Raw genomic sequence first — 26,121 nt, 5'->3', positions numbered from 1 at the left:
GGAAGACCATCCTATGGGCAATGCATGCAGCGGGGTTTCACGCCTTGTAGGTCGACAACAGAATGCTGGTTTCTGTGCCCGCAATGCCAGGCGTCAGGCGGATGCGGCCCAGCGCCGCGTCAAACGATTCCAGGCTGTCTGCCCGTACCTCGGCCACGATGTCCCAGCGCCCGTTGGTGCTGTGCAGGGTGCCCACCGCCGCCTCCCCGCGCAAGGCGCGAATCACGGCGGGGGCGCCGTTGCCTTCCACGGCTATCGACATCCAGGCGCGAATGCGCTGGGGCTCGGAATCGGGGCGCAGGCGCACCGTGTAGCCGGTGATCACGCCCGATTCTTCCAGCTTGCGCAGCCGGTTTTGCACCGTGCCGCGCGATACACGCAGCTTGAGCGCGAGAGTGGCCAACGGCGTACGGGCGTTGTCGCGCAGCAGGCCCAACAGTTGGCGATCGGTATCGTCAATTTTGCTCATAACGCCAATTATTGCTGGCAAAGCGGCCTGAGAGTCTGCCGATTTGCACGCTTTTGTCGCTATTCGTTGGCTGGGCCAGCAAAAGACAATGAATGGACAGCTTATGGAGACAAAAAAATGACCCGCCTTATCGACCTTCCCGCCCTATCGCAACTGGTGCAAGCCATGGGCCCCGCAGCACTCATCGGCCAGTTTGCACAGGCCATTGAGGCCGACTTTCTGCGTTGGCCCGAATTTGACAAATCGGCCCGCAGCGCCTGCCACAGCGAACGCGGCGTGATCGAACTGATGCCCGTGGCCGGTGCCACGCACTACGCCTTCAAATACGTCAACGGCCACCCCGACAACCCGGCCCGGGGCCTGCCCACGGTCATGGCTTTTGGCGTGCTGGCCGAGGTGGAAACCGGCTATCCGCTGCTGCTGTCCGAGCTGACGCTCACCACGGCGCTGCGCACCGCCGCCACATCGGCGATGGCGGCGCGCGCCCTGGCCCGGCGCAATGGCCGCTGCATGGCCTTGATCGGCAACGGCGCGCAAAGCGAGTTTCAAGCCCTCGCTTTTCACGCCCTGCTGGGCATTGACGAAGTGCGCGCCTTCGACGTCGATGCCGCCGCCACCGACAAGCTCCAGCGCAACCTGGCCGACTGGCCGGGCCTCACCGTCGTGCGCGCGGCTTCGGTGCAGGACGCCGTGCGCGGTGCCGACGTGGTGACCACCATCACCGCCGACAAGGCCCGCGCCACCATCCTCACGCCCGACATGATCGAGCCGGGCATGCACCTCAACGCCGTGGGTGGCGACTGCCCAGGCAAGACCGAGCTGCACCCGGATGTGCTGCGCGCCGCCCGCATTTTTGTGGAATACGAACCGCAAACGCGCATTGAGGGCGACATCCAGCAGCTCGCGCCCGACCATCCGGTGACCGAACTCTGGCGCGTGCTGGCCAGAGAGGCGCCCGGCCGCACCTCCGAGCAGGAAGTCACCGTATTCGATTCCGTTGGCTTTGCGCTGGAGGACTACGCCGCCCTGCGCGTGCTGCACCGCTTGGCGCAGGAGCGCGGCATCGGGCGCGACGTGCAGCTCGTTCCGAGCGATGGCGATCCGAAAAACCTGTTCGGCCGCACGCGCGGCATCGGCTCGGCAGCACGCCTGCGCCGCGTGGCCTGAGCCGTGTCCCTCGCTTCCCTTCAGGCGCCGGCTGCCGTGGTGATGGTGCGTCCGCTGCACTTTCACCCCAACCCGGAAACCGCCGCAGACAACGCCTTTCAGAGCCGCGCATGCCGCCAGCCGCCGGACGAGACGGCCCGCCTTGCCTATGCGGAAGTCAGCCACGCTGCGGCGCGGCTGGAGGTCGCCGGGGTGCGCGTGCATCTGTTTGACGACGACGGTGCCCGCAGCACGCCCGACAGCGTGTTCCCGAACAACTGGTTCTCCACCCATGCGGGGGGCCATGTAGCGCTGTATCCGATGTTTGCGCCCAACCGCCGGCGCGAGCGGCGCAGCGACATCATCGAGGACCTCAAGTCGACGTACCGTGTGCAGGACGTCATTGACTATTCGGGCCTGGAGCACGACGGCATGTTTCTGGAGGGCACCGGTGCCATGGTGCTGGACCATGTCGCCCGCATCGCCTACACGGCCCAGTCGAACCGCGCCAACCCGGTGGCGCTGGAGCGCTTTTGCACGCATTTCAACTTCGAGCCCATGGCCTTCGCCACGGCCGACGCCCAGGGCCAGGCCTGCTACCACACCAATGTCATGCTGTGCGTAGGCACCGACTTTGCGCTCGGCGGCTTTTACCTGATTGCCGATACGCAGCGGCGGGTCGCGGTGCGCGAGCGCCTGCGCGAGAGCGGGCGCGAACTCATTGAACTGGACGCGCAGCAGATCGGCGACTTTGCCGGCAATGCGCTGGAACTCAGCGGCCGGGGCGGCGAGCGGCTGCTGGCCCTGTCCGAACGCGCCTGCGCCAGCTTGAGCGCTGCGCAAAAGGCCGTCATCGAGCGCAGCGCCACGCTGCTGCCCCTGACCGTGCCGACCATCGAACTGGCCGGCGGCTCGGTGCGCTGCATGCTGGCGGGCATTCATCTGGCGCGGCGTTGACCCCAGAATTTCTATAGAAATATGCCTCCAGCGCTTATTCTGCAAGCGCTGATAGCTATTGATTTTGTAGCTCAGGCTGGCTCTCTGCTGCCAAAGCCCGCTCCTCCCGCAGCACCAGGGTGCGGGCCACCTGGGCCAGCCAACCTACCGCAGCGACACAGGCCAGGGCAATCAGCCACTCGCCCAGCCGGGCCTGGTCGTCCAGCAGGTAGGCATTGCAGATGCGCACCGGCGAATCGGCATACAACTGCCCGGCCACCGCCATCATGGGCAGCAGGTTTCCGAGGAAAAAGCCCTGCATCAGCAGGCCCGCCGGCGCCCAGGACAGGCGCAGCGCCGCACCCGCGAGCAGCAGCAACGCAAACTTCAGCGTCTCGATGGCCGGCACCACCAGCGCCAGATCGAGCGCGCGCGGAACCATCAACAAACTCAGAATGCCGGCCGCAGCCAGCAGGCCGGTGATTCCATAGGCATTCCAGCGCGCAACGGCCGCGCGCAGGCGCGGGCCCATGCCCCCGCCAGGCAGGCGCCGGCCAGCAGCAGCAGCGGCGCCTGCAGCAGCATGTGGCGCAGCATGCTTTGCTCCAGCGCGGCGCGAACAAAGGGCAGCGCCAGCCATGCGGCCAACAGGCATCCCATGGCCCACTGGGCGCGCGCGGGGATGGGGAGCGTGAGCGTTTTGGTTCTCATGTCCGGCCGCTCTTTGCCAGGTGGCGCGCATAGTTCAGCGCCAGCTCCTGCTCGCTGATGTCAAACACGCGCACCAGGCGCCCCTGCGCGTCCAGCACCAACAGCGCCGCGTTGTGCTCGTAGTCGCCCCGGCCGTCGGGCACCACCACCACCTGCAGGCGGCGCAGCAAGGCGGCCGCTTCGCTGGCGTCCGGCACCCGCGCAAACTGCCACAGCGCTGGGTCCGCACCCAGCTGGCGCGCGTAGGCAGCAAGGCGCTCAGGGGTGTCGTAGCTGCCGTCAAAACTGATGGACAGCAGGCGCACAGCCGCGCCGGGCACCATCGGCTCCTGCTGCAAGCGGCGCTGCATTTGCTGAAATACGCCACCCAGGCTCAGGCAGACGGTCTCGCAGCGGGTATAGACGAAATCGACCACGGTGACGCGCCCGGCCCCGCTCAGCCAAGGGACCAAGGGCTGGGCCGGAAGTCCCGGCCCTTCAATGGACACCTCTGGCACAGGCACGGGCTGCAGCGCCACCTCCAGGCGGCGCGCGCCTTCGGCGGTCCAGACCTGAAAGTCGTGCGTGAGCCAGCTCGCGCCCGCATAGCCGGCGCAGACCAGCAGCGCGGCAGCGAGCGCGGTGCGCAGCATCAGCTGGCGGGCGCGGCCGCCAGCGCCTTGAGCGCGGCGCCGCCCTCAAATGGCGTATTGCGGGGACTGGCTTTGCGCTCGGTTTCGAACAGCGCGGGCAACACCGCATCGGCTTTGTTGGACCAATTGCTGCGGATGAAGCTGGCCAATCCGGCCAGCTCGGCGTCGGACAGTTGGTGGAAAGGTGGCATGGCACCGTTGTAGCTGGCGCCTGCGACCGTGATGTCGCCATTGATGCCATGCAGCAAGATGTTGGCGAGCACGCGCGCGTCGCCCAGCACCCATTCCGAGCCGTCGAGCGGCGGGAACACGCCGGGCAAGCCCTTGCCGGTGGCCTGGTGGCAGGCGGCGCAGTGGGCGGCAAACAAGGCCTTGCCATCGACGGCGGCGCCGGGCTCGGCCGGAGCCGGTCCCGAGAGATCGGCCACCGTGCGCCGGTCGCCCAGAAGGGCATTGCCTACCGGGTCGGACAGCAGCAGGTAGACGACGCCAAACAGCACCATCACCAGGACCACGGCGGCGGCGACCAGGGGCATGGGGCGCATGCGCTCTTCGGGTTCGGCGTTCTCGCGCTCCTGCGCCAGATGCGTTTCGGACTTTTCGGGAATCGGTTCCATGGCAGTGCTTTCCAATTCAGGACGCTTTGGCGTCAGCGCTGCTCGCAGCGCCGGCCGGAGGCGGGGCCGCCGCAGGCGCCGCTTCGCCGCGCGGCTGCGGTGGCAGCACCGGGTAGGTGTGGTTCAGGCCGCGCAAGTAGCGCACCAGGTCCAGCGCCTCGGGCCGGGCCACCACCACTCGTCCATTGGGCGCAGCGCCCGGCGGCAGCTTGAGCACCACGTCGCCCTCTTCGGCTTCGGGCTTGACGTCGAACATATACGGGTAGGACGGCATGATCGACCCCGGCACATAGGCCCTGGGCTGGTACAAGTGCCCCAGATGCCAGTCCTGGCTGGGCTGGCGCGCGCCGATGTTGAACAGGTCGGGCCCGGTGCGCATGCTGCCCAGCAGGTGCGGTTTGTCGTAGATGTAGTCGCCCGGCACCGAGGCGCGGCCCCAGCCGCGTTCCGCGTCTGGTCCCAGGTTGCGGTCACGCGGCTGCTGGGTGTGGCAGTAGACGCAGCCGTTGGCGATATACACCTCGCGCCCGCGCAGCTCGGCGCTGGTATAGGGCTTGAGGCCTTCGGGCGCGTGGATGTCGCGCACCTGGATGTAGGGCAGGATCACCAGCGCTGCGGTGGCTACAGCCAGCGCCACCATGGCGCCGGCCGCCAGCTTGACTTCATTCTCCATGGAGCAACTCCTGCGCCTTGCGCGGCCAGAACAGGGCGGCGCCGGTGCGCTGCGGTCCAAAACGCAGTGCCATCGCCAAAAAGTGCCCGACAAAAATGACGTGGCTCAGCACCATCAGCGAGCCACCCACGCTGCGCCACTCCAGATAGGGAATGGTGACGGCCACCGAATCCATGAAGGGTTTGGTCGCATCCAGCATGTACAGGCCTTGCAGCCAGCCACCAATCGACAGGCCAATGAAGTAAATGCCGATGCCGATCGCCGCCAGCCAGAACTGCAGCGTGATCAGGCGCGGGTACGGCCATTCCCAGTTGAGCACGCGCGGCATCATGAAATAGATGGCGCCAAACAGCACCATGGTGACGAAGGCGTAGGCGCCCAAATGGGCATGCGCCACCGTGAAGTGCGTGAAGTGCGCCACCTGGTTGATTGAGCGCAGCGCCTCGAACGAGCCCTGCAGCGACGACAGCATGTACATGAAGCCGCCAAACATCATGAAGCGCAGCGTGGGCGAATAGCGCGCCAGGTGCATGCGCCCCCACATGGTGCCGGCCATGTTGATGGTGAAGGCCAGCACCGGAATGATCATCATCATGCTCTGCACGATGGACAGCGTGGTCAGCCAGCCGGGCACCGGCCCGCCGATCAGGTGGTGGCCGCCGACCTGACCATAGAAGAAGGCCAATGTCCAGAACCCGAGAATGGACAGGTTGTAGGAGCGCACCGGCCGCCCGATGATCTTGGGCAGGAAGTAGTAGATGGCTCCGACGCTCACCGGCGTGAACCACAAGCCCAGCACGTTGTGGCCGTACCACCAGTTGGTGGTCGCCTGCTGCACGCCGGTGTGCACACCCGGCAGCTTGGCAACGATGAACAGCAGGGCAATCCAGAGCAGTGCGGCGACGTGGTACCAGACGGTCACATAGAGTGATTCGACCTTGCGGTTCACCAGCGTGTAGAGAACCGGGCCGATGATGCAGATGAATCCGGCGACGATGAACAGGCCGATCTGCCAGGGAATCTCCAGGTATTCCATGCCGTCGGTCCAGCCCGAACCGATGGCGCCGATGGCGCTGGCAATACCGGTGTTGATCAGCGCGCCGCCCAGCATCACCCAGGCCCCGCCCATCAAAGGCGTGCGCAGCAGGCGCGGGAGCAACCAGATGATGGTGCCCAGCGCGGCGTTGGAGATCCAGCCGTAGAGCACGGCCGTGAGGTGCACGGTGCGGATGCGTCCAAAGGTCATCCAGGCTTCGCTCACCAGCAGGTCGGGCATGTGCAGCTTGAGCGACGAAGTCAGGCCCGCCACCGAGCCCAGCACCAGCCACATGCAGGCAAAGGCGATGAACATGAACACCGGAAATGCGGTCGAGCGGTCGGCCTCCACGCGGTGCAGCAGCTCGTCCGGATCGGGCGGGTGGCCCGCCTCGCCGGCCTCGGCTGCGGCGTCACGCAGCGGTTTTTGCTCATCTCCGGGAAGCGCCGGGTCATCGGCCCGGCCAATTTCCCCCGGCGCAAAGATCACCGACGCGGCGCGCGGGTTTTCCAGCAGCAAGCCCTTGCGCATCGACCAGATGAAAACAAACAGGCCGAGCAGCGAAAGCAAGAAGGCGCCGAGCAGGCTCAGGAGCGCGCTATCCATAGACAGATCCTTGTGCGGGCCGACACGCCATGTGTGTCGGCAGATTTTTTGATTTGTCGCAATGCAACCCACGCATTGCCAAGCTAGGCCAACGCGGATGGCATTCTAAGAGTCATATTCAATGAACCTTATTCCTTCTACGCATTCCCCTCCGCACAACGCGTTTATTCTGATAAAAATATGGCTCTAGCGCTTATCCAGTAAGCGCTGAATGCTATTACTTATGAAGCATCTGGATGGATTGCCTCGATCTCGGCGTCGCAACCGCTGCCGGCGGCAATCTGGCGCCTGGCCAGCGCACTTACCGCCCGCAGCAGCCAAGGACTGCGCCAGCCCGTGGCATCGGCTGGATCACTCACCAAAGCGCAGCGGTAGCGCGCTGCGGCGGCATCCCAGCGCAGCGCGGCGCATGCCCCCGTGCGCCGACGCGAAACCACCATTCCCAGCGGGCAAGGCACGCTCAGGCAGCACAGGCCGCAGCCATTGCAGGGCTGGCCGAGGGGCGGCTTGGACGGCGCGGCGGACTGTAGCCAGACGGTCCGGGTTTCAGGCGGTTTCATGACCAAACCATGGTACGCACGCGGTGCAACTGCAACAATGCCCCTTTTGCCTTACGGGTCTGCGCCATGAATTCTGCCCCGCCTTCTGCCGACGACTTTCAGACCTTGCTGGTCGGCCACCGCATCTGGGGCACGCTGGATGCTGCGGTATGGGCAAATTTTGCCGAGCAGTGGGAGCGGCAGGACACCAGCGAAGGCATGTTGCTCTTGCCGCAGGGACGTTTGTTCGGCCGCCTCGGCATGGTGGTGACTGGTGCGGTGGATCTGCTGGATCCGGATCTGGGGCATGCGGTGCGCCTGCAGCGCGGCGAGCTGTTTGGCTTTGGCGCCACGCCGGCGCGCCATCTCACGACCTGGCAGGCCACGGCGGCGACCGACGGAGCAGTGGCCTGGCTGGCGCCCGCACAATTGCAGCGGCTGTGCCAGGCACACGACGCGCTGGAATACCACTTTCCCTCGCTGCCCAGCGCCGCGGACATGGCGCATGGCGAAGGTGAAGCGCCGGGGGAAGCCGGTCTGCGGCTCAACCGCCTGGCAACCCCGGTGCGCACGCTGCTGCGCAGGCCTCCCGTCAGCCTCTCGCCGGACACCCCTATTCGCAAGGTGGCCAGCCACATGCGCGAGCAGCGCGTTTCGTCCGTGCTGCTGGTGGAGGACGGCGCACTCATGGGCCTGGTAACCGACCGCGACCTGCGCAACCGGGTGCTGGCCGAGCAGCTTGACCCGGCGCTGCCGGTGCGCAGCATCGCAACGCTGACGCCCCATACGCTGCAAGCCCACAGCCCCACCTTTGAGGCCATGCTGCTGATGGCGCGCGCCAATATCCACCATGTGCCCGTGATGGACGGGGCGCAGCTGGTGGGCATGGTCACCGCCACCGATCTGGCCGAACAGCAAAGCACCTCGGCTGTGGTGCTGGCCGGCGAAATCCACAAGCAGACCACGGCGGCGGGCCTGGCGCAGACCACCACGCGGCTCAAGGCGCTGCAGCGCCACCTGGCCGACGCCGACGCCAGCGCCTACAGCACGGGCCACATCGTCACCGCCATCACCGATGCCGTCACGGTGCGCCTGATTCAGCTGGCCGAAGAGCGCCTGGGCCCGGCGCCAGTAGATTACGTGTGGGTGGCGGCAGGCTCACAAGCGCGCAGCGAACAAACGGCGCTGTCGGACCAGGACAACTGCCTGGTGCTGGCCGACGACTACGACGAAGCTGTCCACGGCAGCTGGTTTCGGGAATTTTCCAGATACGTCTGCGACGGGCTGGCAGCCTGCGGCTACATCCATTGCCCTGGCGAGATGATGGCTATGACCGACAAATGGCGCCAGCCGCGCGCGCGCTGGGCCGAGTACTTTCGCCAGTGGGTGGATACACCCGAACCCATGGCGCTCATGCTGACCTGCGTATTCTTCGACCTGCGCGCCATCCATGGCCGCGCCGAGCTGCTGGACACGCTGCGCCACGACATGCTGGAGCGCACGCGCGGCAACAGCCTGTTTCTGGCGCACATGGTGGGCAACGCGCTCAAGCACCGCCCACCGCTGGGCCTGTTTGGCACCATTTCACGCATCCGGGGCGGTGAGCATTCAGGCACCATCGACCTCAAGCACACGGGCATCGTGCCCATCGTCGATCTGGCGCGGCTGTTTGCCCTGGCCGGCGCAGTGGCCGCCGTGAACACGCAGGACCGGCTGGAGCTTGCAGCTGCGGCCGGCGCGGCGGGTGAAGTGAGCCCGCAAAGCGCCCGCGATCTGCGCGAGGCACTCGAATTCATCTCCAAGCTGCGCATCCGCCACCAGGCCCGGCAGATGGCCGAGGGCCTGGCGCCGGACAATTTTCTGGCGCTGGAGGAACTCTCCAGCTTCGAGCGCAGCCACCTCAAGGAAGCGTTCTCGGTGGTGCAGGTGGTGCAGGATGTGCTGGGGCAGCGTTACCAGGCCGGGCGGTTTTAGTGGTTTGGGTGTTTTGCTTGGTGGGCTCATGGCTCAGCAGCGGCCGGGCAGCGGGCCCATGCCGCGCGCCGCCTTTGGATACGGAGTCAACCGTTCAGGCCATTATTGGCCTCCAGCGCTTTATACATAAGCGCTTTCAGCTATCGAAGCAATAGCATTCTCAATACTTCAACCGCGCGTAGTACGTCTTCTGCGCCGCCTCGCGCGCCTGGCGCAGGGTATGGATGCCCTGCTCGGCCAGCAGCGGGATCAGGCGCAGCCAGATCTCAGCCGTCACCAGTGCATCGCCCAGCGCCGTATGGCGCCCCAGCACCGCCACGTCGAAGCGCTCGGCAATGGCTTCGAGCCGGTGCGACTCCTGGTTCGGATGCACCACCGCCGAGAGCAGCAAGGTGTCGAGCACCGGCTGGCGAAACGCAATGCCGGTGGCCTCTTCCTGCAACTGCAGGAACTTCATGTCGAACGCAGCGTTGTGCGCCACCAGCACCGTGTCTTCGGCAAAGGCGTGGAATACGGGCAGCACCTGCGCGATGCGTGGCTGGCCCTCCACCATGTCCTGGCTGATGCCGTGGATCGGAATCGATTCGGCGGGAATGCTGCGTCCGGGGTCCACCAATTGGTCGAAGCTCTCCTGGCGCAAGAGCTTGCCGTTGACGATACGCGCCGCGCCGATCTGGATGATCGCGTCGCCCCCTGCCGGGTTCAGACCCGTGGTTTCGGTGTCGAACACGGTGTAGGTCAGCTCGGCCAGGGGACGGTCTTCCAGCGCACTGCCTTCATCGCTGGTCTGGAAAAGGTCGAAGTCGTAAAACTCGGGCCGACTGGCCAGCACGGGCGCCGCTGGCCCCCTGTCCTCGGGCTGGCTGCTGGCCAGCGGGAGCAGAAAGCGAAACAGCGCCTGGTGGCGCACCCGTTCGCGCTCAAACCACATTTCGCCGCCGTGGCGCTCGACCACGTCACGCACCGAAAGCGGCGTGCGCTCGGTGCCAAAGCGCATGGCGTCCATCTCCCAGCTCATCACGGTTTCGTTGCTCATGGCCTGGCCGCTCCAGACCAGGTCAAGCTGCGCATGCGCGCCAGCGCGCGCCAGGCGCAGCTGCAAGAAGCGCACCTCAAATTCGTCGACCAGGCGCGTGCCCAGGTAGGTCAGCGCCTGCAGCAGTGTGTAGCTGTCTACTTTGAGCCAGAGCGCCGGGTCGATGGCGTCCAGCGTCACCGGGCAGCCGCAGCGCGCCCCGAGCTGGCGCTGAGCGGCAGCGGCCAAGTCTGCGCCCAGCATGTCTTCGAGCGGCCAGCGGGTTTTGAGGCGCTGGGCGCTGCGCTGTGCAAGATCGGTGACCCGCGTGCCCATGGAGGCCACCTCTTCACGCACCACGCCCAGGAAACGCTCGCGCATCGCGGGTTCGATGTCGGGGTAGCCCAGCATGTCCACCGCTGCCTGGATATTGGCCAGCGACGCGCGGCTGCCTTCGGTCAGGCCGTGCAGCAATTGGTCACGCTCGGACTCCTCGGCCACGCTCTCGGTCACGTTGTCGAGCATCAGCACAAAGCCAGTGACCTCGGTACTTCGCCCCGACACGCCCTGGCTGGCGCGTACCGGCGCCACCTGCACGCGCAGCAACTGCCCACCGGCCACGGTGGTGACAAACTGCGCCGAGGGCCGGGCGTCGCCTTTGGTCACAGCCTGTTGAATGCGTTCGAAGGCGTGGGCCAGCACCTGGCGCTCCAGCGCCGCGTAGATGGAGCGGCCAATGCCGATCAGCTCGGCGCCATCGGCCAGCTGCGGTCCCTGCGACAGTGCGCGGAAGGCCTGGCGCGCGCGCTGGTTGTAGAGCAGGATGCGGCCGGCGTGGTTGCACACCACCACGCTTTGGTGCAGCTCGGCCATCAGCGCGGCCAGGCGGTCCTTTTCCTGCTGCACGCGCTCGCTCGCCTGCGTGACTTGCGCATCCATCTCGGCGCGCAGGCGGTCGCGCTGCGCCGCCAGCTCGTTGACGGCCACCGCCAGCGCCTGCATCTCGCGCGTGCCGCGCGGCTTGAGCAGCTGCGGCCGGCGCGCCGCCAGGACCACGCGCGTTTCCTCCAGCAAACGGTGCGGCGCGCCCACATAGCGCTGGTGCAAGACGCGCAGCACCGCCGCCACGGCCATCAGGCCCAGCACCCAGCCGACAAAGACCAGCGCGATCCGGCCCGCCAGCACCTCGCCCACGGCCTCACGCTCCGGCAGGCTGAGCGTCGACCAGACAATGGCCGACATCAGCACCAACCACAGCGCCATCACCAGGCCGGCCAGCGCAATGGCAGCCAGCAGGCGCGGGTCGGTGCGTTTCATGGGCGGTCCTTGGCCAGCATCTCGGCCACCCGCGCCACCAGCTCACGCGTGGCAAACGGCTTGGTCATGTAGTCGTCCGCACCCAAGGCCATGCCTTTGGCCAGATCGGTGTCGCGCCCCTTGGCGCTCAGCATGAGGATGCGCGTGTGCGCCAGCGCCGCATCGCCGCGCACGCTGGCGCAGACCTCAAAGCCCGATTTGATGGGCATCATCACGTCGAGCAGCACCAGGTCGGGCTTTTCGCGCTCAATCGCTTCCAGCGCCGCCAGTCCATCGCGCGCAATGCTCACCGCGTAGCCCTCGCGCTGCAACAGGTATTCGAGCGACACCACGATGTTGGGTTCGTCGTCGGCAATCAGGATTTTCTTTTGCGTCATGAGGCAATGTCTCCAGAAGGGGCCGGCTGCCAGGGCAGCCAGAAGCAGAAGCAAGCGCCGGGCAGTGCGCCTTCACCAGGCCGCTCCAGCCACAGACGGCCGCCAAAATGTTCCACGATGTGCTGGCTGATCGGCAACCCAAGGCCGGTACCGTGACCGCCAGGCATGGGTTCACCGGCCTGGTGAAAGCGGTCAAAAATGAGGCGCTCGTGGCCCGCCGGCACACCCGGACCATTGTCCTGCACACACACGGTCAGACCTTTCCGATCGCCACGGGCGTGCAGTCGCACGCGCCCACCCTGCGGTGGCACGAACTTCGCAGCGTTGGAGATGAGATTGAGCAGCACCTGGAGCAGGCGATCGGGGTCCGCGTGGAGCGGCGGCAGGCTCTCGGGCAGATCGAGCTGCATCGCTGCGCCCCGGTCACTCAGCAGCGCTGCCGTGGTGGCCATGGCTTTTTCGAGCAGATCGCGTACATCAATCTCGGCCAGCCTCCAGTCAATATGCCCGGACTCGATCTTGGCCATGTCGAGCACCTGATTGACCAGTCGGGTCAGGCGTTCGGTCTCCTGCACGATGATGTCGACAAAATGCTGGCGCTGCTGGGGCGGCAGTTCGCTGTCGTCCTGCAGGATTTCGGCCAGCGCGCGTATCGACGTCAGCGGCGTGCGCAGTTCGTGCGTCACCGAGGACATGAAATCGTCCTTCAAACGATCCAGGCTCTTGAGCTGCTCGTTGGCACTGCGCAGCTCACTGGTGGCCTGCTCCAGTGAGCGCGACTTGGTCTCCAGCGCACGCGAGTAGCTGCGCAGTTGCGACGCCTCTTCCAGCATGGCCAGCACGTCGCCTTGCGACAGCGCCTCCTCATCAGAAACCGAAGCCACCAGCACCCGCGCCGAGGCACTGCCGACCGCGCCTGCCAGTTGGGCTTCGACAAACTGCACCAGGCGTGCGTCCGGCACCAGAGCCTGGTCTGCGAGCAAGCCAGCCTCCTTGGCGTAGCTGCGCCACAGCTCGCGGGTCTTCTCCACGCCGAGGAAGCGCTCGCAAAGACGTTTGAGTTCGGCAGCGTCGGCGCGCCCGCGCCAGAACACCGGTGTTTGCGCCGTGCCGCGCCGGAACACGTCAACGAACAGCAGCGCCTGGCTGGCCTCGCGTCCGGACGGCGCACGCCAGAGCGAGACCATCACATAGGCGGCGCAATTGGCCAACAAGCTCCAGAACAGCGAATGCGTCAGGCTGTCCAGTCCCTGGAGGCCCCACAACGATTCAGGCCGCAGCCAGGCAACACCCCAAGGACCCGCCGTAAGGAAGCCTGCATCGAGCCAGCCTGATTTGGCAATCGACGGCAGCATGAGTGTGTAGACCCAGACACTGAAGCCCACGATCAAGCCAGCCAATGCGCCCACGCGGGTGCCGCCGCGCCAGTACATGCCACCCAGCAGGACCGGAGCAAACTGGGCTACGGCGGCAAAGCTGATCAGGCCAATGCTCGCCAGCGCATAAGCGTCCCCGGCGAGTTGAAAGTACATGTAGCCCAGCAGCAGCACACCCACGATGGCAGCGCGCCGAATCATGAGAAGCGAGCGCGTGAAATCGCGCGGCTGGTGGGCGGTGCCCAGCAGACGAAGCCGCAGCAGCAGCGGCAGCGCCAGCTCATTGCTGACCATGGTGGAGACCGCCACGGTCTCGACGATCACCATACCGGTGGCGGCCGACAAGCCGCCAATGAACACAAACAGCGCCAGGGTGTTCTGCCCTGCCGCCATGGGCAGGGAGAGGACGAAGTGCTCCGGGTTGTGCTCGCCACCACTGAAATAGAGCAAGCCGCCCAGGGCAATGGGCAGCACGAAGAGGTTGATCAGCAAGAGGTAGAGCGGGAACATCCAGCTCGCACGGCGCACATGGTCTTCGTGCACGTTCTCCACCACCATGACCTGGAACTGCCGTGGCAGCACCAGCGCGGCGCACAGGGCCAGCACCATCAGCCCCATCCAGCGGGCCCAGGAATAGGCCCCGCCCTGCTCGGCATGCAGCAGGGCCGCCAGGTCAGGCCGCGCCCGCGCCTGGGCAAAGATATCGCCCAGGCCACCAAACAAACCGTAGACGACAAACACACCGACGCACAAAAAGGCGGCCAGCTTGACCAGCGACTCAAAGGCAATGGCCGCCACCATGCCCTCGTGGCGCTCGGTGGTGTCGAGGTGGCGCGCACCAAATACGATGGCAAAACCAGCCAGGGCAATGGCAACGTAAAACGCGCTGTCCTGGCTCCAGTGCAGGTGCGCCGGCACCACCGCACTGCCGGAAGTCAGTAGCGCATAACCCGAAGACACAGCCTTCAATTGCAAGGCAATATAGGGAACGATGCCCACCACGGCCACCAGCGTGACCAGCGTCGCCAGCAACTGGCTTTTGCCATAGCGGCTGGCAATGAAATCGGCGATCGAGGTGATGCGGTGTGTCTTGGCGATGCGAATCATCTTGCGCAGCACGGTCCAGCCCAGCACCATCGCCAGCGTCGGCCCGAGGTAGATGGGCAGAAACCACATGCCGCCTGTCGCCGCACGCTCGACGCTGCCGAAATAGGTCCAGGCCGTGCAGTACACCGCCATCGACAGCGCATAGACCCAGGGCCTGGCAATCACCGAGCGGCGCACCGCAGCCCGGCGATCGGCCCAGTAGGCGACGCCGACGAGCAGCAGCAGATAGGCCAGCGAGGTGCCAATGACCAGCGGCGCGGGCAGCATGGTGGTCATTCGCGCGCCTGCACCGGCGCTTGTGGTTGCAGCGGCTCAGGCAAAGATGCTGCAGGCGCCTCCAAGGCGGGGCGCGATTCCATCCACCAAGCAACGGTGGCAATCGTTGCGCCCCAGATCCCGAACAGCGCCAGCGGAAACAACGGAATGCCCAACACGGTCAACTCGCTGTCCCACAGACCCACCAGCGGAAAGTTCAGCAGCAGCCAACCTGCCGCAAACAAGGCACCAAGGCGCTGGGAACGCAGCGTGTGGCTCACGGCAATCTCCGTTCAAAGGCAGTAGCGCACGGCGGGCGCGCGGCGTCCACCATTGTGGACCGGCCACTTACCGGGGACTTACTTCCCAGCGCGGTGCTGCGGTTTTGCGCCGCGCTTCATGTGCGCGTGGCGCGATATGGCGAAATCAATGAAAAACTTGCACCAGATCGTGCTCCCCGCCATGGCGGTCCAGGTGTTGTAGTCAAGCTGCCCCAGCAGCACACCAACAATCACGACCGCAGCCACGCACCCGGCCAACAGGTTCACAACCATCACATACGGTGCGACCTTTTCGGCGTTGGGCGGGGGTTCGCCGCCTTTGAGTGCGACTTCGGAAAAATCCCGGCGAAAGGCAATGCGCCAGGCACGCCGGAACCAGAAAAAGGCGATCGGGAAGAGCGCGATAAAAAGAATCCACGTCAAGGCGACGCTGACATCAAACACCATGCAAAGCTCCCGTACCCACCAACAGCCGCAGAAGCACTGCAGGTGGGCTATTCGATAAAAAAGCCCTGTCGGCTCAGCGCCGGCAGGGCCTCGATTGTGATGGCTGGTGCGCAGGCGAGCGGCCTGCGCACCCACAGGCGCTTAGTGCGAGCCCGACACCGCCTTGGAGCCGCGCGGAATGCGCACGGCTTCGACCATGGCCTGGATGTGGGCCGGCGGCTCCGCCGTGACCTTGTCCACCAGGAAGGCCACCACGAAGTTCACCATCGCGCCGACTGCACCAATGGCCTCGGGCGTGATGCCGAAGAAGCTATTGGCGCCGCCGATCACGCCCAGGTACTCGGTGCCCTTGATGAAGAAGATACCCTTGTGCGCAAACACGTAGAACAGGGTGAATGCCAAGCCGGCAATCATGCCTGCAATGGCGCCTTCCTTGTTCATCTTCTTGCTGAAGATCCCCATCATGATGGCCGGGAACAGGGAACTGGCTGCGATACCAAAGGCCAGCGCCACGGTTCCCGCCGCAAAGCCCGGCGGATTCAACCCCAGGTAGCCCGCCACCACCACAGCCACCGCCATGGAGATCTTGCCGGCGCGCAGCTCGCCCTGCTCGCTGATGTCTGGCTTGAAGATGCCCTTGACCAGGTCATGCGACACGGCAGACGAAATCGCCATCAGCAAACCGGCCGCCGTGGACAGCGCAGCGGCCAGACCACCCGCCGCCACCAGACCGATCACCCAGTTGGGGAGCAGTGCGATTTCGGGGTTGGCCAGCACGATGATGTCGGGGTTGACGCTCAGCTCGTTGCCCTTCCAGCCCGCTGCCGCCGCCTTGTCGAGCACGGCCTTGTCCTTGGTCTTGTCGTTGTAGTACTGGATGCGGCCATCGCCGTTCTTGTCTTCCCACTTGAGCAGACCCGTTTTTTCCCAACGGTTCATCCAGTCGGGCTGCGTTGCTGCTTGGATGCTGGCTTCAGGAGCGAAGAGATCGCCGCCCGCCTTGACAGCGGTATTCACCGTGGCATGCAGGTTGAGCTTGGCCATGGCGCCCACAGCAGGTGCCGTCGTGTACAGGATGGCGATGAAAACCAGCGCCCAACCGGCCGACAAACGCGCATCTTTCACCGAAGGGACGGTAAAGAATCTCATGATGACGTGCGGCAGACCGGCGGTTCCGATCATGAGCGACAGCGTGTACATGAACATGTTCAGCCTGCTGCCCGGAAGCGAGGTGGTGTATTTGCCAAAGCCCAGGTCGGTCACCACGCTGTCAAGCTTGGCCAGCAGCGTCATGTCCGTACCACGGTAGTCGCCCCCCAGACCCAGCTGCGGCAACACGTTGCCCGTGAGCGCCAACGAGATGAAGATGGCCGGCACCGTGAACGCCAGAATCAGCACGATGTACTGCGCCACCTGGGTATAGGTAATGCCCTTCATGCCACCAAACACGGCGTAAGCAAACACAATGGCCATGCCCACGTAGATGCCGGTCTCGGCGGTCACGCCCAGGAAGCGCGAGAACGCTACGCCCACGCCGGTCATCTGCCCGATGATGTAGGTCAGCGATGCGATCAACAGGCAGACCACAGCAATGGTGCTGGCCGTCTTTGAATAAAAACGGTCCCCAATGAACTGGGGCACCGTGAATTTGCCGAACTTGCGCAGGTAGGGCGCCAGCAGCATCGCCAGCAGCACGTAGCCGCCCGTCCAGCCCATAAGAAACAGCGCACCGCCGTAGCCCATGTTGGAGATCAGGCCGGCCATGGAGATGAACGACGCCGCGCTCATCCAGTCGGCGGCCGTGGCCATGCCGTTGGTAATGGGGTGAACGCTGCCGCCCGCGGCGTAGAACTCGCTCGTCGAGCCGGCTCGCGCCCAGATGGCGATACCGATGTAGAGCGCGAAGCTCAGTCCGACGAAGATGTAGATGGTGGTTTGGAGATCCATGATGGCTCAGTCCTCACTCTTCGTGCACGTTGAAGCGGCGGTCAATGTCACCCATCTTCTTGGCGTAATAAAAAATCAGCACAATAAAGACGTAGATGGAGCCCTGCTGGGCAAACCAGAATCCAAGCGGATAGCCGCCCAGCTTGATGTTGTTGAGCATGTCTGCGAACAGAATGCCGGCCCCGAACGACACGAGAAACCAGACGATCAATATCTTGAACAACAGGCTTAGCGTGGCCTTCCAGTAGGCCTGACTGCTTTTGTCTTCCTTCATGTAGTCCCCTTTTTCGTTTCAGAAATACGGCGAGAAAACCCGCCGCCCCCACGCATTCTGCGGTCCAGGCCACATGTTTGCGAGACGGACTTTTAACGGAAATCCTTACAGCCGACTGATGAAAGATCACAAACCTGCGGCGAAAAAGCGAAGACAAGGGAAAACACCGATAAATCAGCGGCGCGACACCCCGCGTTAACCCGAATTCGTTTTCGCCATGCAAAAGACCCCGGCATGCCTTGTTGGCATGCCGGGGCCCTTCTGCGTGGTAAATCAGCAGCCGGCGGGACGGTTTCCGCGCATGGGAATCACTGCGCTGACTTTGACGGTGGCGCCCGAATCGTCGCTGGCGCGAAGGATTTTTCCATTCAGAAAAATCTGATCGAGGTCGCGTCGCACCGCTGTGTCGGTGGTCTCGTCGCTGGTGTATTCCTTGCCGTCAAAAGTGAGATAAATGACGTACAGCGCGTTGCCTCCGCTTTCGTAGCGCAAGTCGCCAAACGCTTCGGCACCCGACCCCACTTTTTTCGCACCATCGAACTTGAACGAGCACAGCTCCGGTGTCGGCCCGATGGGGTTCTTGCGCTCGACATCGGTCAGATTGATCGTGCCATCGCCATAGATGCCATTGAGCCCGCTCACCGTGGCTTGGCTTACCGTCAGAACGCCAGGCTTGTCGCTGGGAATCGGGTCTTCGTCGGATCCACCGCCGCAGGCGGTCAGAAGAAGGGCAGTGGCCGCAGCAGCGGCGAGAAGGATGCGAGTGGCAGGCATAGGGGACTCCAAAAGAAGGTGTCATCAAAGAACTGCGGCAGAGAAGCTGCCGCGCATTCCCGATGCTAGAAGTGCCCTCTACAGACGTTTGTGCGCGCTCGGCCCTGACTCCCGTAGGACACCGCCACCGCCGCATCAGCGGGCGAGCACCGGCGCCAGTGCTGCGCCGGTGGGCGTACCAGCACGCACTACGTCTTCCGGCGTTCCCGCTGCGACGATGCGCCCGCCTCCGCTTCCGCCTTCTGGCCCCAGATCCAGCACCCAGTCGGCTTCGGCAATCACGTCCAGGTCGTGCTCGATCACGACCACGCTGTGGCCCGCGCCCACCAGTCGGTGCAGTACGTGAATCAAGCGGTCCACATCGGCCATGTGCAGGCCCACCGTGGGCTCGTCCAGCACGTACAAGGTGTGCGGCGCCTTCTGTCCGCGCCGCCCGACCTCGTCGCGCACCTTGGTCAGCTCGGTGACGAGCTTGATGCGCTGCGCCTCGCCGCCGCTGAGCGTGGGGCTGGGTTGGCCGAGGGTGAGGTAGCCCAGGCCCACGTCCTTGAGCAATTGCAGCGGGTGCGCAATGGCCGGCATGGCGGCGAAGAAGCCGACCGCTTCGTCGACCTCCATCTGCAATATCTCGCCGACGCTTTTGCCGCGCCAGGTGACGGCCAGCGTTTCCGGGTTGAAGCGCGCGCCGTGGCAGGCTTCGCAAGGCACTTTGACGTCGGGCAGAAAGCTCATTTCAATGGTGCGCACGCCCTGCCCTTCGCAGACCGCGCAGCGGCCCGCGCCGGTGTTGAAACTGAAGCGCCCCGGCGCATAGCCGCGCGCCTTGGCTTCCAGGGTTTCGGCAAACAGCTTGCGCACCGTGTCCCAGAAGCCGATGTAGGTGGCGGGACAGGAACGCGGGGTTTTGCCGATTGGCGTCTGGTCCACCTCCAGCACGCGGTCGATGGTTTCAAAGCCCGACAGGCCCGTGCAACCCACCAGCGCCGGCGCCCGGCCCGCATCCATGGCGTCGCGCCCGGCCTTGGTCGAGCGCTGCTGCACCCAGGCCTGGACATTGGTCAGCAGCACATCGCGCGCCAGCGTCGATTTGCCTGAGCCGCTGACCCCCGTGATGGCAACCAGGCGGCCTAGCGGCACATGGGCGGTGACGTTTTGCAGGTTGTGCAGCTGCGCGCCATGGACGGTGAGCCAGACGGGGGCTGCGTCAATTTTTGGGTGTTTTTGGCCTCCAGCGCTTATTCCATCTGCGCTACCAGCTATCGAAACAGAAGCATCTGCCTGTTGCGCTTCGCGGTACTCCGCCACCAGGCGCCGTGCCTGCAACGGGTGCCGCATGGCGTGCAGCAAATAGCGGCCGGTTTGCGAGCTCGTGGCGGCGGTGATGTCTTGCACCGTGCCCTGCGCCACCAGCGTGCCGCCGCGTTTTCCCGCGCCGGGGCCGATGTCGATGATGTGGTCGGCGGCGCGGATGGTGTCCTCGTCGTGCTCGACCACCACCAGGGTGTTGCCGTGCTCGCTCAGTTGGCGCAGCGCGCCCAGCAGCATCTGGTTGTCGCGCGCGTGCAGGCCGATGGTCGGCTCGTCCAGCACGTAGCACACGCCCTGCAAATTGCTGCCAAGCTGCGCCGCCAGGCGGATGCGCTGCGCCTCGCCACCGCTGAGCGTGGGGGCACCGCGCTCCAGCGTCAGGTAGCCCAGGCCGACCTGTTCGAGAAAGGACAGGCGCCCGGCTATCTCGGGCAGCAGGTCGCGGGCGATGGCTGCTTCGCGGGTGGTGAGGGCAAAGGCGGTGTTGGTTTGGGCGACCGCCGCATCCTCTGCGTCCAGGCTTTGCACCCAGGCGTGCATGTCCTTCACCGAGCGCTGGGCCAGATCCGTAATCGCCACGCCGGCAAACTGCACCGCGCGCGCGGTCGGGTTCAGGCGGGTGCCGGCGCAGCTCGGGCAGGCAAGGTCCTGCACGTCTTCTGCTTCGGGCTCGGCAAAGGTCTGCTCGCGGCCCTTCTGGTCGGCGGCTTGCACCGAATCGTCGAACACCTTGCGCTGCTCCTTGTTCAGCTGGACGCCGGTGCCGACGCAATCCGGGCACCAGCCGTGCTTGCTGTTGTACGAGAACAGGCGCGGGTCAAGCTCGGGGTACGAGGTGGCGCAGACAGGGCAGGCGCGCTGGGTGGAGATCACCTGCAACTGCCCGATGCCTGCCGTGGGCGCGCCGGCGCTTAACGCTTCGGAGAGGCCACCGAGATCGCTCAGCACATGCACCACGCCCTTGCCCAGCTCCAGCGCGCGGGCCAGTTGCTGGCGCAGCTGCGCTTCGTTCGCCGGCGTGATATCCAGGCTCCACACCGGCAGTTCAATGGTGTGTTCCTTGAAGCGGTCGAGGCGTGAGAACGGTGTGACGGGAACGAAGTTGCCATCGACGCGCAAATGCGTGTAGCCGCGTGGCCGAGCCCAGTCCGCCAGCTCGGTGTAGACGCCCTTGCGCGCCACCACCAGGGGCGCCAGCAGGCCGATGTGCTGGCCGCGAAACTGGCGCATCAGCTGCGCGGCAATGCGCTCGGGCGTTTGCGGCTGCACCGCCGCGCCGTCGTGGATGCAGTGCTGCGTGCCCAGCTTGACGTACAGCAGGCGCAGAAAATGCCAGACCTCGGTGGTGGTGCCCACCGTGCTCTTGCGCCCGCCGCGCGAGAGGCGCTGCTCGATCGCCACCGTCGGCGGGATGCCGTAGACCGCATCGACCTCGGGCCGCCCCGCCGGTTGCACGATGCTGCGGGCGTAGGCGTTGAGCGATTCGAGGTAGCGCCGCTGGCCTTCGTTGAACAAAATATCGAACGCCAGCGTGGATTTGCCCGAGCCGCTGACGCCCGTGATCACGTTGAAGCGCCCGCGCGGAATCTCCACCGACAGGCCTTGCAGGTTGTGCTCGCGGGCGTTCACAATTTCTATGCTGTTTTTGGCCTGCAGCGCACGCTGCGCTTTCGCCAGGCGCTTCTGATTCAGGAGCATGGACAGGGCGTCGGACACGCCGCTGCCGCCCGCCCCCAGCGCGGCGGCGTAGTCGCGCAGCGCCGCGCCGGTGTGCGAGCGCGGGTGCTCACGCACCCCATCGGGCGGCCCTTCGGCCACGAGCTCGCCGCCGCCGTCGCCGCCTTCCGGCCCCAGGTCAATCAGCCAATCGGAAGCCGCGATCACGTCCAGGTTGTGCTCGATGACGACGAGCGAGTGGCCCGCATCCAGCAGCCGCCCAAACGCGCGCATCAGCTTGGCGATGTCGTCAAAGTGCAGTCCGGTGGTCGGTTCGTCAAACAAGAACAGCGTGCCGCGCCGCGCCAGCGGCTGGCGGCTGCTGGACGCGCTTTTCGCCGCCCCCGCCAGAAACCCCGCCAGCTTGAGCCGCTGCGCCTCGCCGCCGCTGAGCGTGGGAACCGGCTGACCCAGCTTCACGTATTCCAGCCCCACTTCGACAATCGGCGCCAGGGCGCGCAGCACCTCGCGGTCGTGGGCAAAAATCGCCACCGCTTCGCTCACCGTCAGCGCCAGCACATCCGCCACCGAGAGCGAAACCGAAAAATTGGGGTCAGACTCCAATTCCTTGGTTTGATAGATGCCCCCTGAAAAATCGGAGTCTGACCCCAATTTCTGTGGCTTCTTGCGGGCGATGGTGACTTCGAGGATTTCGGGGCGGTAGCGCTTGCCGTCGCAGTCCGGGCAGCGCAGGTAAACATCGCTGAGAAACTGCATCTCCACATGCTCGAAGCCCGAGCCGCCGCAGGTCGGGCAGCGGCCGTCGCCGCTGTTGAAGCTGAATTTGCTGGCGCTGTAGCCGCGCTCGCGCGCCAGCGGGGCGGCGGCAAACAGTTCGCGGATGGCGTCCCAGGCGCCAACGTAGCTGACCGGGTTCGAGCGCGCCGTCTTGCCGATCGGCGACTGGTCGACAAACACCACGTCCGAGAGGTGGTCCGCCCCCAGCAGGCGGTCGTGTGCGCCCGGGGTTTCGGTCGCTTTGCCGAAGTGGCGCAGCAAGGCGGGTGCCAGCACGTCCTGAATCAGACTGGATTTGCCCGAGCCGCTGACGCCGGTGACGGTGACCAGGCGCTGCAGCGGGAAATCCACCGTGATGTTCTTCAGGTTGTGCTCGCGCGCGCCTTCGAGGATGAGGCGCGGCGTGGCCTCCGTCACTTTCCGCGCAAACGGCAGGCCGACCTGCTTGCGCCCGCCCAGGTACTGGCCGGTGAGCGTGTCGGCGCGGCGCAGTTGCTCGGGCGTGCCGTCGAACACAATGCGCCCGCCCCGCTCGCCCGGGCCGGGGCCGAAGTCGAGCACGCGGTCGGCGGCGAGCATGACCGCCGGGTCGTGCTCCACCACCACCAGCGTGTTGCCGGCGTCGCGCAGGCGCAGCATGGCCTCGGTGATGCGGTGCATGTCGCGCGGGTGCAGGCCGATGCTGGGCTCGTCCAGCACGAACAGCGTGTTGACCAGCGACGTGCCCAGGGCCGTGGTCAGGTTGATGCGCTGCACCTCGCCGCCTGACAACGTGCGGCTTTGCCGATCCAGTGTGAGGTAGCCAATGCCGACTTCGTCCAGATATTTGAGGCGCGTGCCGATTTCCTCGTGCAGGAGCTTGAGCGCCTGCGCGTCGCCGCTTTCGCGTGCGGCGCTGGCGGAAAGTGCGGGCACCTCTATGGCATCATTTTTTGAGCTAAACTGGCCTCCAGCGCTTATTCCATCTGCGCTACCAGCTATCAACTTAATAGTGTCTTTCGACAAACGCTCAAAGAAGCTGCGCACCCGGCTAAGCGGCAGCAGCATCAAATCGTGCAGACACAGCCCCGGCAGCGCCTCCAACTGCTCTCGGCCCCAGGCCACGCCCTGCGGCATAAACCTTTGAGCCGGCGGCAGCACCGCGTCGGCGTCCGCCTTGCTGCCGATGCGCCAGAGCAAACTTTCCGTCTTGAGGCGCGCGCCGGCGCAAGTAGGGCATTGCGTGTAGCTGCGGTACTTGGACAGCAGCACGCGGATGTGCATCTTGTACGCCTTGCTCTCCAGGTATTCAAAGAAGCGCGCAATGCCGTACCACTGCTGGTTCCACTTGCCGTTCCAGTTCGGCGAGCCGCCAATCACCCACTGTTGCTGCTCGGGCGTGAGGCGATTCCAGGCGGTGTCGCGCGGAATCCCGGCCGTCTCGGCGTGGCGCATCAGGTCGTCCTGCGCTTCCTTCCAGGCGGGGGTTTGCAGGGTTTTGATGGCGCCGGCGCGCAGCGTCTTCTTCTCGTCGGGGACGACCAGGCCGTAGTCCACGCCAATCACCCGGCCGAAACCGCGGCAGGTTTCGCAAGCGCCGGCGGGCGAGTTGAACGAGAACATGGACGGCAGCGGCTCGGCGTAGCGCAGATTGCTGTCGGGCGAGTGCAGGCCGGTCGAGAACTTCCACAGCTCGGGCTCGCCGCCCTCCACCAGCCGATAGACCGCAATGCGGCCGCTGCGCTTGAGCGCGACTTCAATGGCCTCGATGGCGCGGGATTTTTCTGCGCTGCCGATGCGGAAGCGGTCGGCCACGACGTCCAGCAGTTTCACGCCCTCCAGCTCGCGCTCGGCCTGAATCTTGGTGAAGCCGCTGGCCGAGAGCCACTCGGCAACCTGCTCAGCGCTGGTACCCGCAGGCAGCTCGACAGGAAAGGTGACCACCAGACGATCGTCGCCTTGTCCAAACCGATCCACCAGCTCGGCATAAATCGTCTCCGGCGAGTCGTGGCGCACCGGCTGTGCGGTCTGCCGGTCAAACAGCTGGCCGGCGCGGGCAAACAGGAGCTTGAGGTGATCGTTGATCTCGGTCATCGTGCCGACGGTCGAGCGCGAGCTGCGCACCGGGTTGCTCTGGTCAATCGCAATGGCCGGCGGCACGCCCTCCACCTTGTCCACCGCCGGCTTGTCCATGCGGTCGAGAAACTGGCGCGCGTAGGCGCTGAAGGTTTCGACGTAACGCCGCTGACCTTCGGCGTACAGCGTGTCGAACACCAGGCTGGACTTGCCCGAACCACTCGGGCCGGTGACCACCGTCAGCTCGCCGGTGCGCAGCTCGACGTCAAGGTTTTTCAAATTGTGCTGGCGCGCACCGTGGATGCGGATCGTTCCTTCAGACATGGGCTCTTTCAGTCGGGATGTCCTGCATAACTTTATGGGAGTGGGTGCAGTGCGGATCGGGATGGGATGCAAGGCGCGTTTCACAGCCAATAGCCGGTGATATTGGCTGTGAAACGCAACGCCGCAGACCGCCCGAGGCCGTGCTGTCACACGCCGCGAGGAGTTGTGCAGGACATCCCTTAGGGGCAAACATCATAGGAGTGGAGCGGCGTCCGTGCTCTGTCGGAAATAACGCCACTTCCATGCAGGTGGTCACGTGCTGCGTCCTGACCTAAACTCAGAACCGCATTGCCAAGGAGCACCCATGAAATTCTGGAAATTCTTCATTGCCGCCAGCGGGTTGCTGGCAGGTCTGCAGGGCGCGCTGCATGCGCAGTTATTGATTGGGCAGACCGTGGGCGTGACAGGCTCGGCTGCAGCCACGGTGAAGGAATCCATGGGCGGCGCGCAGCTGTACTTCGACGCAGTGAATGCGCGTGGCGGGGTGAACGGCCAGAAGATCGAAGTGCTGACCCTGGACGACAAATTCGACCCCAAGCTCACACTTTCCAACACACGCACGCTGATCGTCGACAAGGGCGTACTGGCGCTGTTCATGACACGCGGCACACCGCACACCGTGGGCATTCTTCCGCTGCTTGATGAATTCGGCGTGCCGCTGGTGGGCCCGTCCACCGGCGCCATGGTGCTGCACGAACCGGTGAAGAAAAACATTTTCAACGTCCGCGCGCCCTACCAGCGCGAAGTGAAAAAGGCCATCGGCCATTTGGCCACCCTGGGAGTGCAGCGCATCGGCGTGGTCCACGTGGACGACACCTTTGGCGCCGACGCACTGGCCGGCGCGCTCGCCGGCTTCAAAGACAACAAGCTCGAAGCGCTGTTCGTAGAGAAATTTGATCGCGCCAAACCCGATTTCAGCGCCATCGCGCCGGCTGTCGCCAAGCAAAACCCGCAGGCGGTGCTTATTTTCGGCACCGGCTCGGCCGTGGTCGACGGCATCAAGGCCATGCGCGCTGCCGGCGTCACCGGGCAGATCGTCACGCTGTCCAACAACGCCTCCGGCGGCTTCGTCAAAGCGCTGGGGGGCGAGTCGCGCGGCGTGGTGGTAACGCAGGTCTTCCCGTCGGAGCGGGCGGTCACCTTTCCGCTGGTGCGCGAGGCAACGGCCCTGGCGCAGCAAGCCAAAATCCAGCTCACGCCCGCCATGGTCGAGGGCTTTACCAACGCCAAAGTGCTGGTGGAAGGCTTGCGCCGCGCCGGACCCAACCCGACGCGCGCCAGCCTGCACAAGGCGCTGGAGACGTTCAACAAGTTCGACCTGGGTGGCCTCACACTCAGCTACACTGCAGACGACCACTCAGGACTTGATTTTTCCGATCTCTCCATCATCGGACCGGAGGGCCATTTCCGCCGGTGAGCCTAGCGTAGTGTTTCGCTCTTATTGGCACTTTCAGCGAGCTGCGCCTTGCCG

At 65.1% G+C, this 26,121-nt stretch carries 20 protein-coding genes and 1 pseudogene; 4 read left to right on the top strand and 17 right to left on the bottom strand.

The features are described 5' to 3' along the window. Positions 1–37: 37 nt before the first annotated feature. On the bottom strand, positions 38–469 hold the full coding sequence (locus tag C6571_RS10540) for an Lrp/AsnC family transcriptional regulator (protein ID WP_106446639.1): 432 nt from the start codon (positions 467–469) through the stop codon (positions 38–40). A gap of 117 nt (positions 470–586) precedes the next feature. Here C6571_RS10540 and C6571_RS10535 point away from each other — a divergent pair, with 117 nt between their 5' ends. Next, positions 587–1,636, top strand: a complete 1,050-nt coding sequence (locus tag C6571_RS10535) for an ornithine cyclodeaminase (protein WP_106446638.1) — start codon at positions 587–589, stop codon at positions 1,634–1,636. Between the two features lie 42 nt (positions 1,637–1,678). Beyond that, positions 1,679–2,572, top strand: a complete 894-nt coding sequence (ctlX, locus tag C6571_RS10530) for a citrulline utilization hydrolase CtlX (RefSeq protein WP_106446637.1) — start codon at positions 1,679–1,681, stop codon at positions 2,570–2,572. 55 nt (positions 2,573–2,627) lie between these two features. Here the strand turns inward: ctlX and C6571_RS10525 are convergent, their stop codons facing one another. The 7 genes from C6571_RS10525 to C6571_RS10500 all read right to left on the bottom strand — a co-directional run bounded on the left by C6571_RS10525 (position 2,628) and on the right by C6571_RS10500 (position 7,386). Further along, entirely contained in the window at positions 2,628–3,083 is a 456-nt protein-coding gene (locus C6571_RS10525; RefSeq protein WP_245901249.1) for a hypothetical protein, read from the bottom strand. Next, positions 3,002–3,262: a hypothetical protein gene (locus tag C6571_RS19990; protein ID WP_245901248.1), complete on the bottom strand. Its 261-nt coding sequence runs from the start codon at positions 3,260–3,262 to the stop codon at positions 3,002–3,004. Before C6571_RS19990 ends, C6571_RS10525 begins: the two co-directional genes overlap by 82 nt. Then, positions 3,259–3,894, bottom strand: coding sequence for an SCO family protein (locus C6571_RS10520; protein ID WP_106446636.1), 636 nt, complete (start codon positions 3,892–3,894; stop codon positions 3,259–3,261). The genes C6571_RS19990 and C6571_RS10520 overlap by 4 nt, the downstream gene beginning before the upstream one ends. After that, on the bottom strand, positions 3,894–4,511 hold the full coding sequence (locus C6571_RS10515) for a c-type cytochrome (protein ID WP_106446635.1): 618 nt from the start codon (positions 4,509–4,511) through the stop codon (positions 3,894–3,896). The genes C6571_RS10520 and C6571_RS10515 overlap by 1 nt, the downstream gene beginning before the upstream one ends. A gap of 16 nt (positions 4,512–4,527) precedes the next feature. Further along, complete coding sequence (locus C6571_RS10510; protein ID WP_106446634.1) at positions 4,528–5,184, bottom strand: cbb3-type cytochrome c oxidase subunit II; 657 nt, start codon at positions 5,182–5,184, stop codon at positions 4,528–4,530. Then, on the bottom strand, positions 5,174–6,826 hold the full coding sequence (locus C6571_RS10505; protein ID WP_106446633.1) for a cbb3-type cytochrome c oxidase subunit I: 1,653 nt from the start codon (positions 6,824–6,826) through the stop codon (positions 5,174–5,176). Before C6571_RS10505 ends, C6571_RS10510 begins: the two co-directional genes overlap by 11 nt. Positions 6,827–7,047: 221 nt before the next feature. Next, positions 7,048–7,386 (bottom strand): hypothetical protein, encoded by a 339-nt coding sequence (locus C6571_RS10500; RefSeq protein WP_106446632.1) that lies wholly within the window; start codon positions 7,384–7,386, stop codon positions 7,048–7,050. Positions 7,387–7,452: 66 nt separating this feature from the next. On the opposite strand from C6571_RS10500, the gene C6571_RS10495 reads away from it, so the two are divergent. Then, positions 7,453–9,339: a putative nucleotidyltransferase substrate binding domain-containing protein gene (locus tag C6571_RS10495; RefSeq protein WP_106446631.1), complete on the top strand. Its 1,887-nt coding sequence runs from the start codon at positions 7,453–7,455 to the stop codon at positions 9,337–9,339. Positions 9,340–9,499: 160 nt separating this feature from the next. Here C6571_RS10495 and C6571_RS10490 read toward each other — a convergent pair whose 3' ends face one another. The 9 genes and pseudogenes from C6571_RS10490 to C6571_RS10450 form a co-directional block, all read right to left on the bottom strand. Beyond that, complete coding sequence (locus C6571_RS10490) at positions 9,500–11,671, bottom strand: 3'-5' exonuclease (protein WP_106446630.1); 2,172 nt, start codon at positions 11,669–11,671, stop codon at positions 9,500–9,502. Next, the gene (locus C6571_RS10485) at positions 11,668–12,048 is read right to left on the bottom strand and encodes a response regulator transcription factor (protein WP_106446629.1); all 381 of its coding nucleotides are present in this window, start codon (positions 12,046–12,048) and stop codon (positions 11,668–11,670) included. The genes C6571_RS10490 and C6571_RS10485 overlap by 4 nt, the downstream gene beginning before the upstream one ends. Beyond that, complete coding sequence (locus C6571_RS10480) at positions 12,045–14,807, bottom strand: sensor histidine kinase (protein WP_245901247.1); 2,763 nt, start codon at positions 14,805–14,807, stop codon at positions 12,045–12,047. Before C6571_RS10480 ends, C6571_RS10485 begins: the two co-directional genes overlap by 4 nt. Next, complete coding sequence (locus C6571_RS10475) at positions 14,804–15,067, bottom strand: hypothetical protein (protein WP_211300620.1); 264 nt, start codon at positions 15,065–15,067, stop codon at positions 14,804–14,806. The genes C6571_RS10480 and C6571_RS10475 overlap by 4 nt, the downstream gene beginning before the upstream one ends. A gap of 78 nt (positions 15,068–15,145) precedes the next feature. After that, positions 15,146–15,514, bottom strand: a complete 369-nt coding sequence (locus C6571_RS10470) for a hypothetical protein (RefSeq protein WP_106446628.1) — start codon at positions 15,512–15,514, stop codon at positions 15,146–15,148. A 141-nt stretch (positions 15,515–15,655) separates the two neighbouring features. After that, on the bottom strand, positions 15,656–17,461 hold the full coding sequence (locus C6571_RS10465; RefSeq protein ID WP_106446627.1) for a sodium:solute symporter family protein: 1,806 nt from the start codon (positions 17,459–17,461) through the stop codon (positions 15,656–15,658). A gap of 13 nt (positions 17,462–17,474) precedes the next feature. Further along, positions 17,475–17,735 (bottom strand): DUF4212 domain-containing protein, encoded by a 261-nt coding sequence (locus C6571_RS10460; protein ID WP_106446626.1) that lies wholly within the window; start codon positions 17,733–17,735, stop codon positions 17,475–17,477. A 273-nt stretch (positions 17,736–18,008) separates the two neighbouring features. After that, complete coding sequence (locus C6571_RS10455) at positions 18,009–18,509, bottom strand: hypothetical protein (RefSeq protein ID WP_106446625.1); 501 nt, start codon at positions 18,507–18,509, stop codon at positions 18,009–18,011. Between the two features lie 135 nt (positions 18,510–18,644). Then, a pseudogene (locus C6571_RS10450) lies at positions 18,645–24,239 on the bottom strand (excinuclease ABC subunit UvrA); the annotation flags it as partial. Positions 24,240–24,954: 715 nt separating this feature from the next. On the opposite strand from C6571_RS10450, the gene C6571_RS10445 reads away from it, so the two are divergent. Further along, the gene (locus tag C6571_RS10445; protein ID WP_106446623.1) at positions 24,955–26,067 is read left to right on the top strand and encodes an ABC transporter substrate-binding protein; all 1,113 of its coding nucleotides are present in this window, start codon (positions 24,955–24,957) and stop codon (positions 26,065–26,067) included. Positions 26,068–26,121: the final 54 nt, after the last annotated feature.

Origin of the sequence: Simplicispira suum (assembly GCF_003008595.1) — a bacterium.
GTDB lineage: Bacteria > Pseudomonadota > Gammaproteobacteria > Burkholderiales > Burkholderiaceae_C > Simplicispira > Simplicispira suum.
This window is presented reverse-complemented; position numbering and strand designations above follow the sequence as displayed.

Excerpts from the sequence above, each read along its gene's own strand:
- C6571_RS10495 (WP_106446631.1), top strand. The coding sequence starts at position 7,453 with ATGAATTCTGCCCCGCCTTCTGCCGACGACTTTCAGACCTTGCTGGTC.
- C6571_RS10500 (WP_106446632.1), bottom strand. The coding sequence starts at position 7,386 with ATGAAACCGCCTGAAACCCGGACCGTCTGGCTACAGTCCGCCGCGCCG.
- C6571_RS10540 (WP_106446639.1), bottom strand. The coding sequence starts at position 469 with ATGAGCAAAATTGACGATACCGATCGCCAACTGTTGGGCCTGCTGCGC.
- C6571_RS10480 (WP_245901247.1), bottom strand. The coding sequence starts at position 14,807 with ATGACCACCATGCTGCCCGCGCCGCTGGTCATTGGCACCTCGCTGGCC.
- C6571_RS10465 (WP_106446627.1), bottom strand. The coding sequence starts at position 17,461 with ATGGATCTCCAAACCACCATCTACATCTTCGTCGGACTGAGCTTCGCG.
- C6571_RS19990 (WP_245901248.1), bottom strand. The coding sequence starts at position 3,262 with ATGAGAACCAAAACGCTCACGCTCCCCATCCCCGCGCGCGCCCAGTGG.
- C6571_RS10520 (WP_106446636.1), bottom strand. The coding sequence starts at position 3,894 with ATGCTGCGCACCGCGCTCGCTGCCGCGCTGCTGGTCTGCGCCGGCTAT.
- C6571_RS10455 (WP_106446625.1), bottom strand. The coding sequence starts at position 18,509 with ATGCCTGCCACTCGCATCCTTCTCGCCGCTGCTGCGGCCACTGCCCTT.
- C6571_RS10485 (WP_106446629.1), bottom strand. The coding sequence starts at position 12,048 with ATGACGCAAAAGAAAATCCTGATTGCCGACGACGAACCCAACATCGTG.
- C6571_RS10470 (WP_106446628.1), bottom strand. The coding sequence starts at position 15,514 with ATGGTGTTTGATGTCAGCGTCGCCTTGACGTGGATTCTTTTTATCGCG.
- C6571_RS10510 (WP_106446634.1), bottom strand. The coding sequence starts at position 5,184 with ATGGAGAATGAAGTCAAGCTGGCGGCCGGCGCCATGGTGGCGCTGGCT.
- C6571_RS10490 (WP_106446630.1), bottom strand. The coding sequence starts at position 11,671 with ATGAAACGCACCGACCCGCGCCTGCTGGCTGCCATTGCGCTGGCCGGC.
- C6571_RS10445 (WP_106446623.1), top strand. The coding sequence starts at position 24,955 with ATGAAATTCTGGAAATTCTTCATTGCCGCCAGCGGGTTGCTGGCAGGT.
- C6571_RS10535 (WP_106446638.1), top strand. The coding sequence starts at position 587 with ATGACCCGCCTTATCGACCTTCCCGCCCTATCGCAACTGGTGCAAGCC.
- C6571_RS10515 (WP_106446635.1), bottom strand. The coding sequence starts at position 4,511 with ATGGAACCGATTCCCGAAAAGTCCGAAACGCATCTGGCGCAGGAGCGC.
- C6571_RS10505 (WP_106446633.1), bottom strand. The coding sequence starts at position 6,826 with ATGGATAGCGCGCTCCTGAGCCTGCTCGGCGCCTTCTTGCTTTCGCTG.
- C6571_RS10460 (WP_106446626.1), bottom strand. The coding sequence starts at position 17,735 with ATGAAGGAAGACAAAAGCAGTCAGGCCTACTGGAAGGCCACGCTAAGC.
- C6571_RS10525 (WP_245901249.1), bottom strand. The coding sequence starts at position 3,083 with ATGGGCCCGCGCCTGCGCGCGGCCGTTGCGCGCTGGAATGCCTATGGA.
- ctlX (WP_106446637.1), top strand. The coding sequence starts at position 1,679 with ATGGTGCGTCCGCTGCACTTTCACCCCAACCCGGAAACCGCCGCAGAC.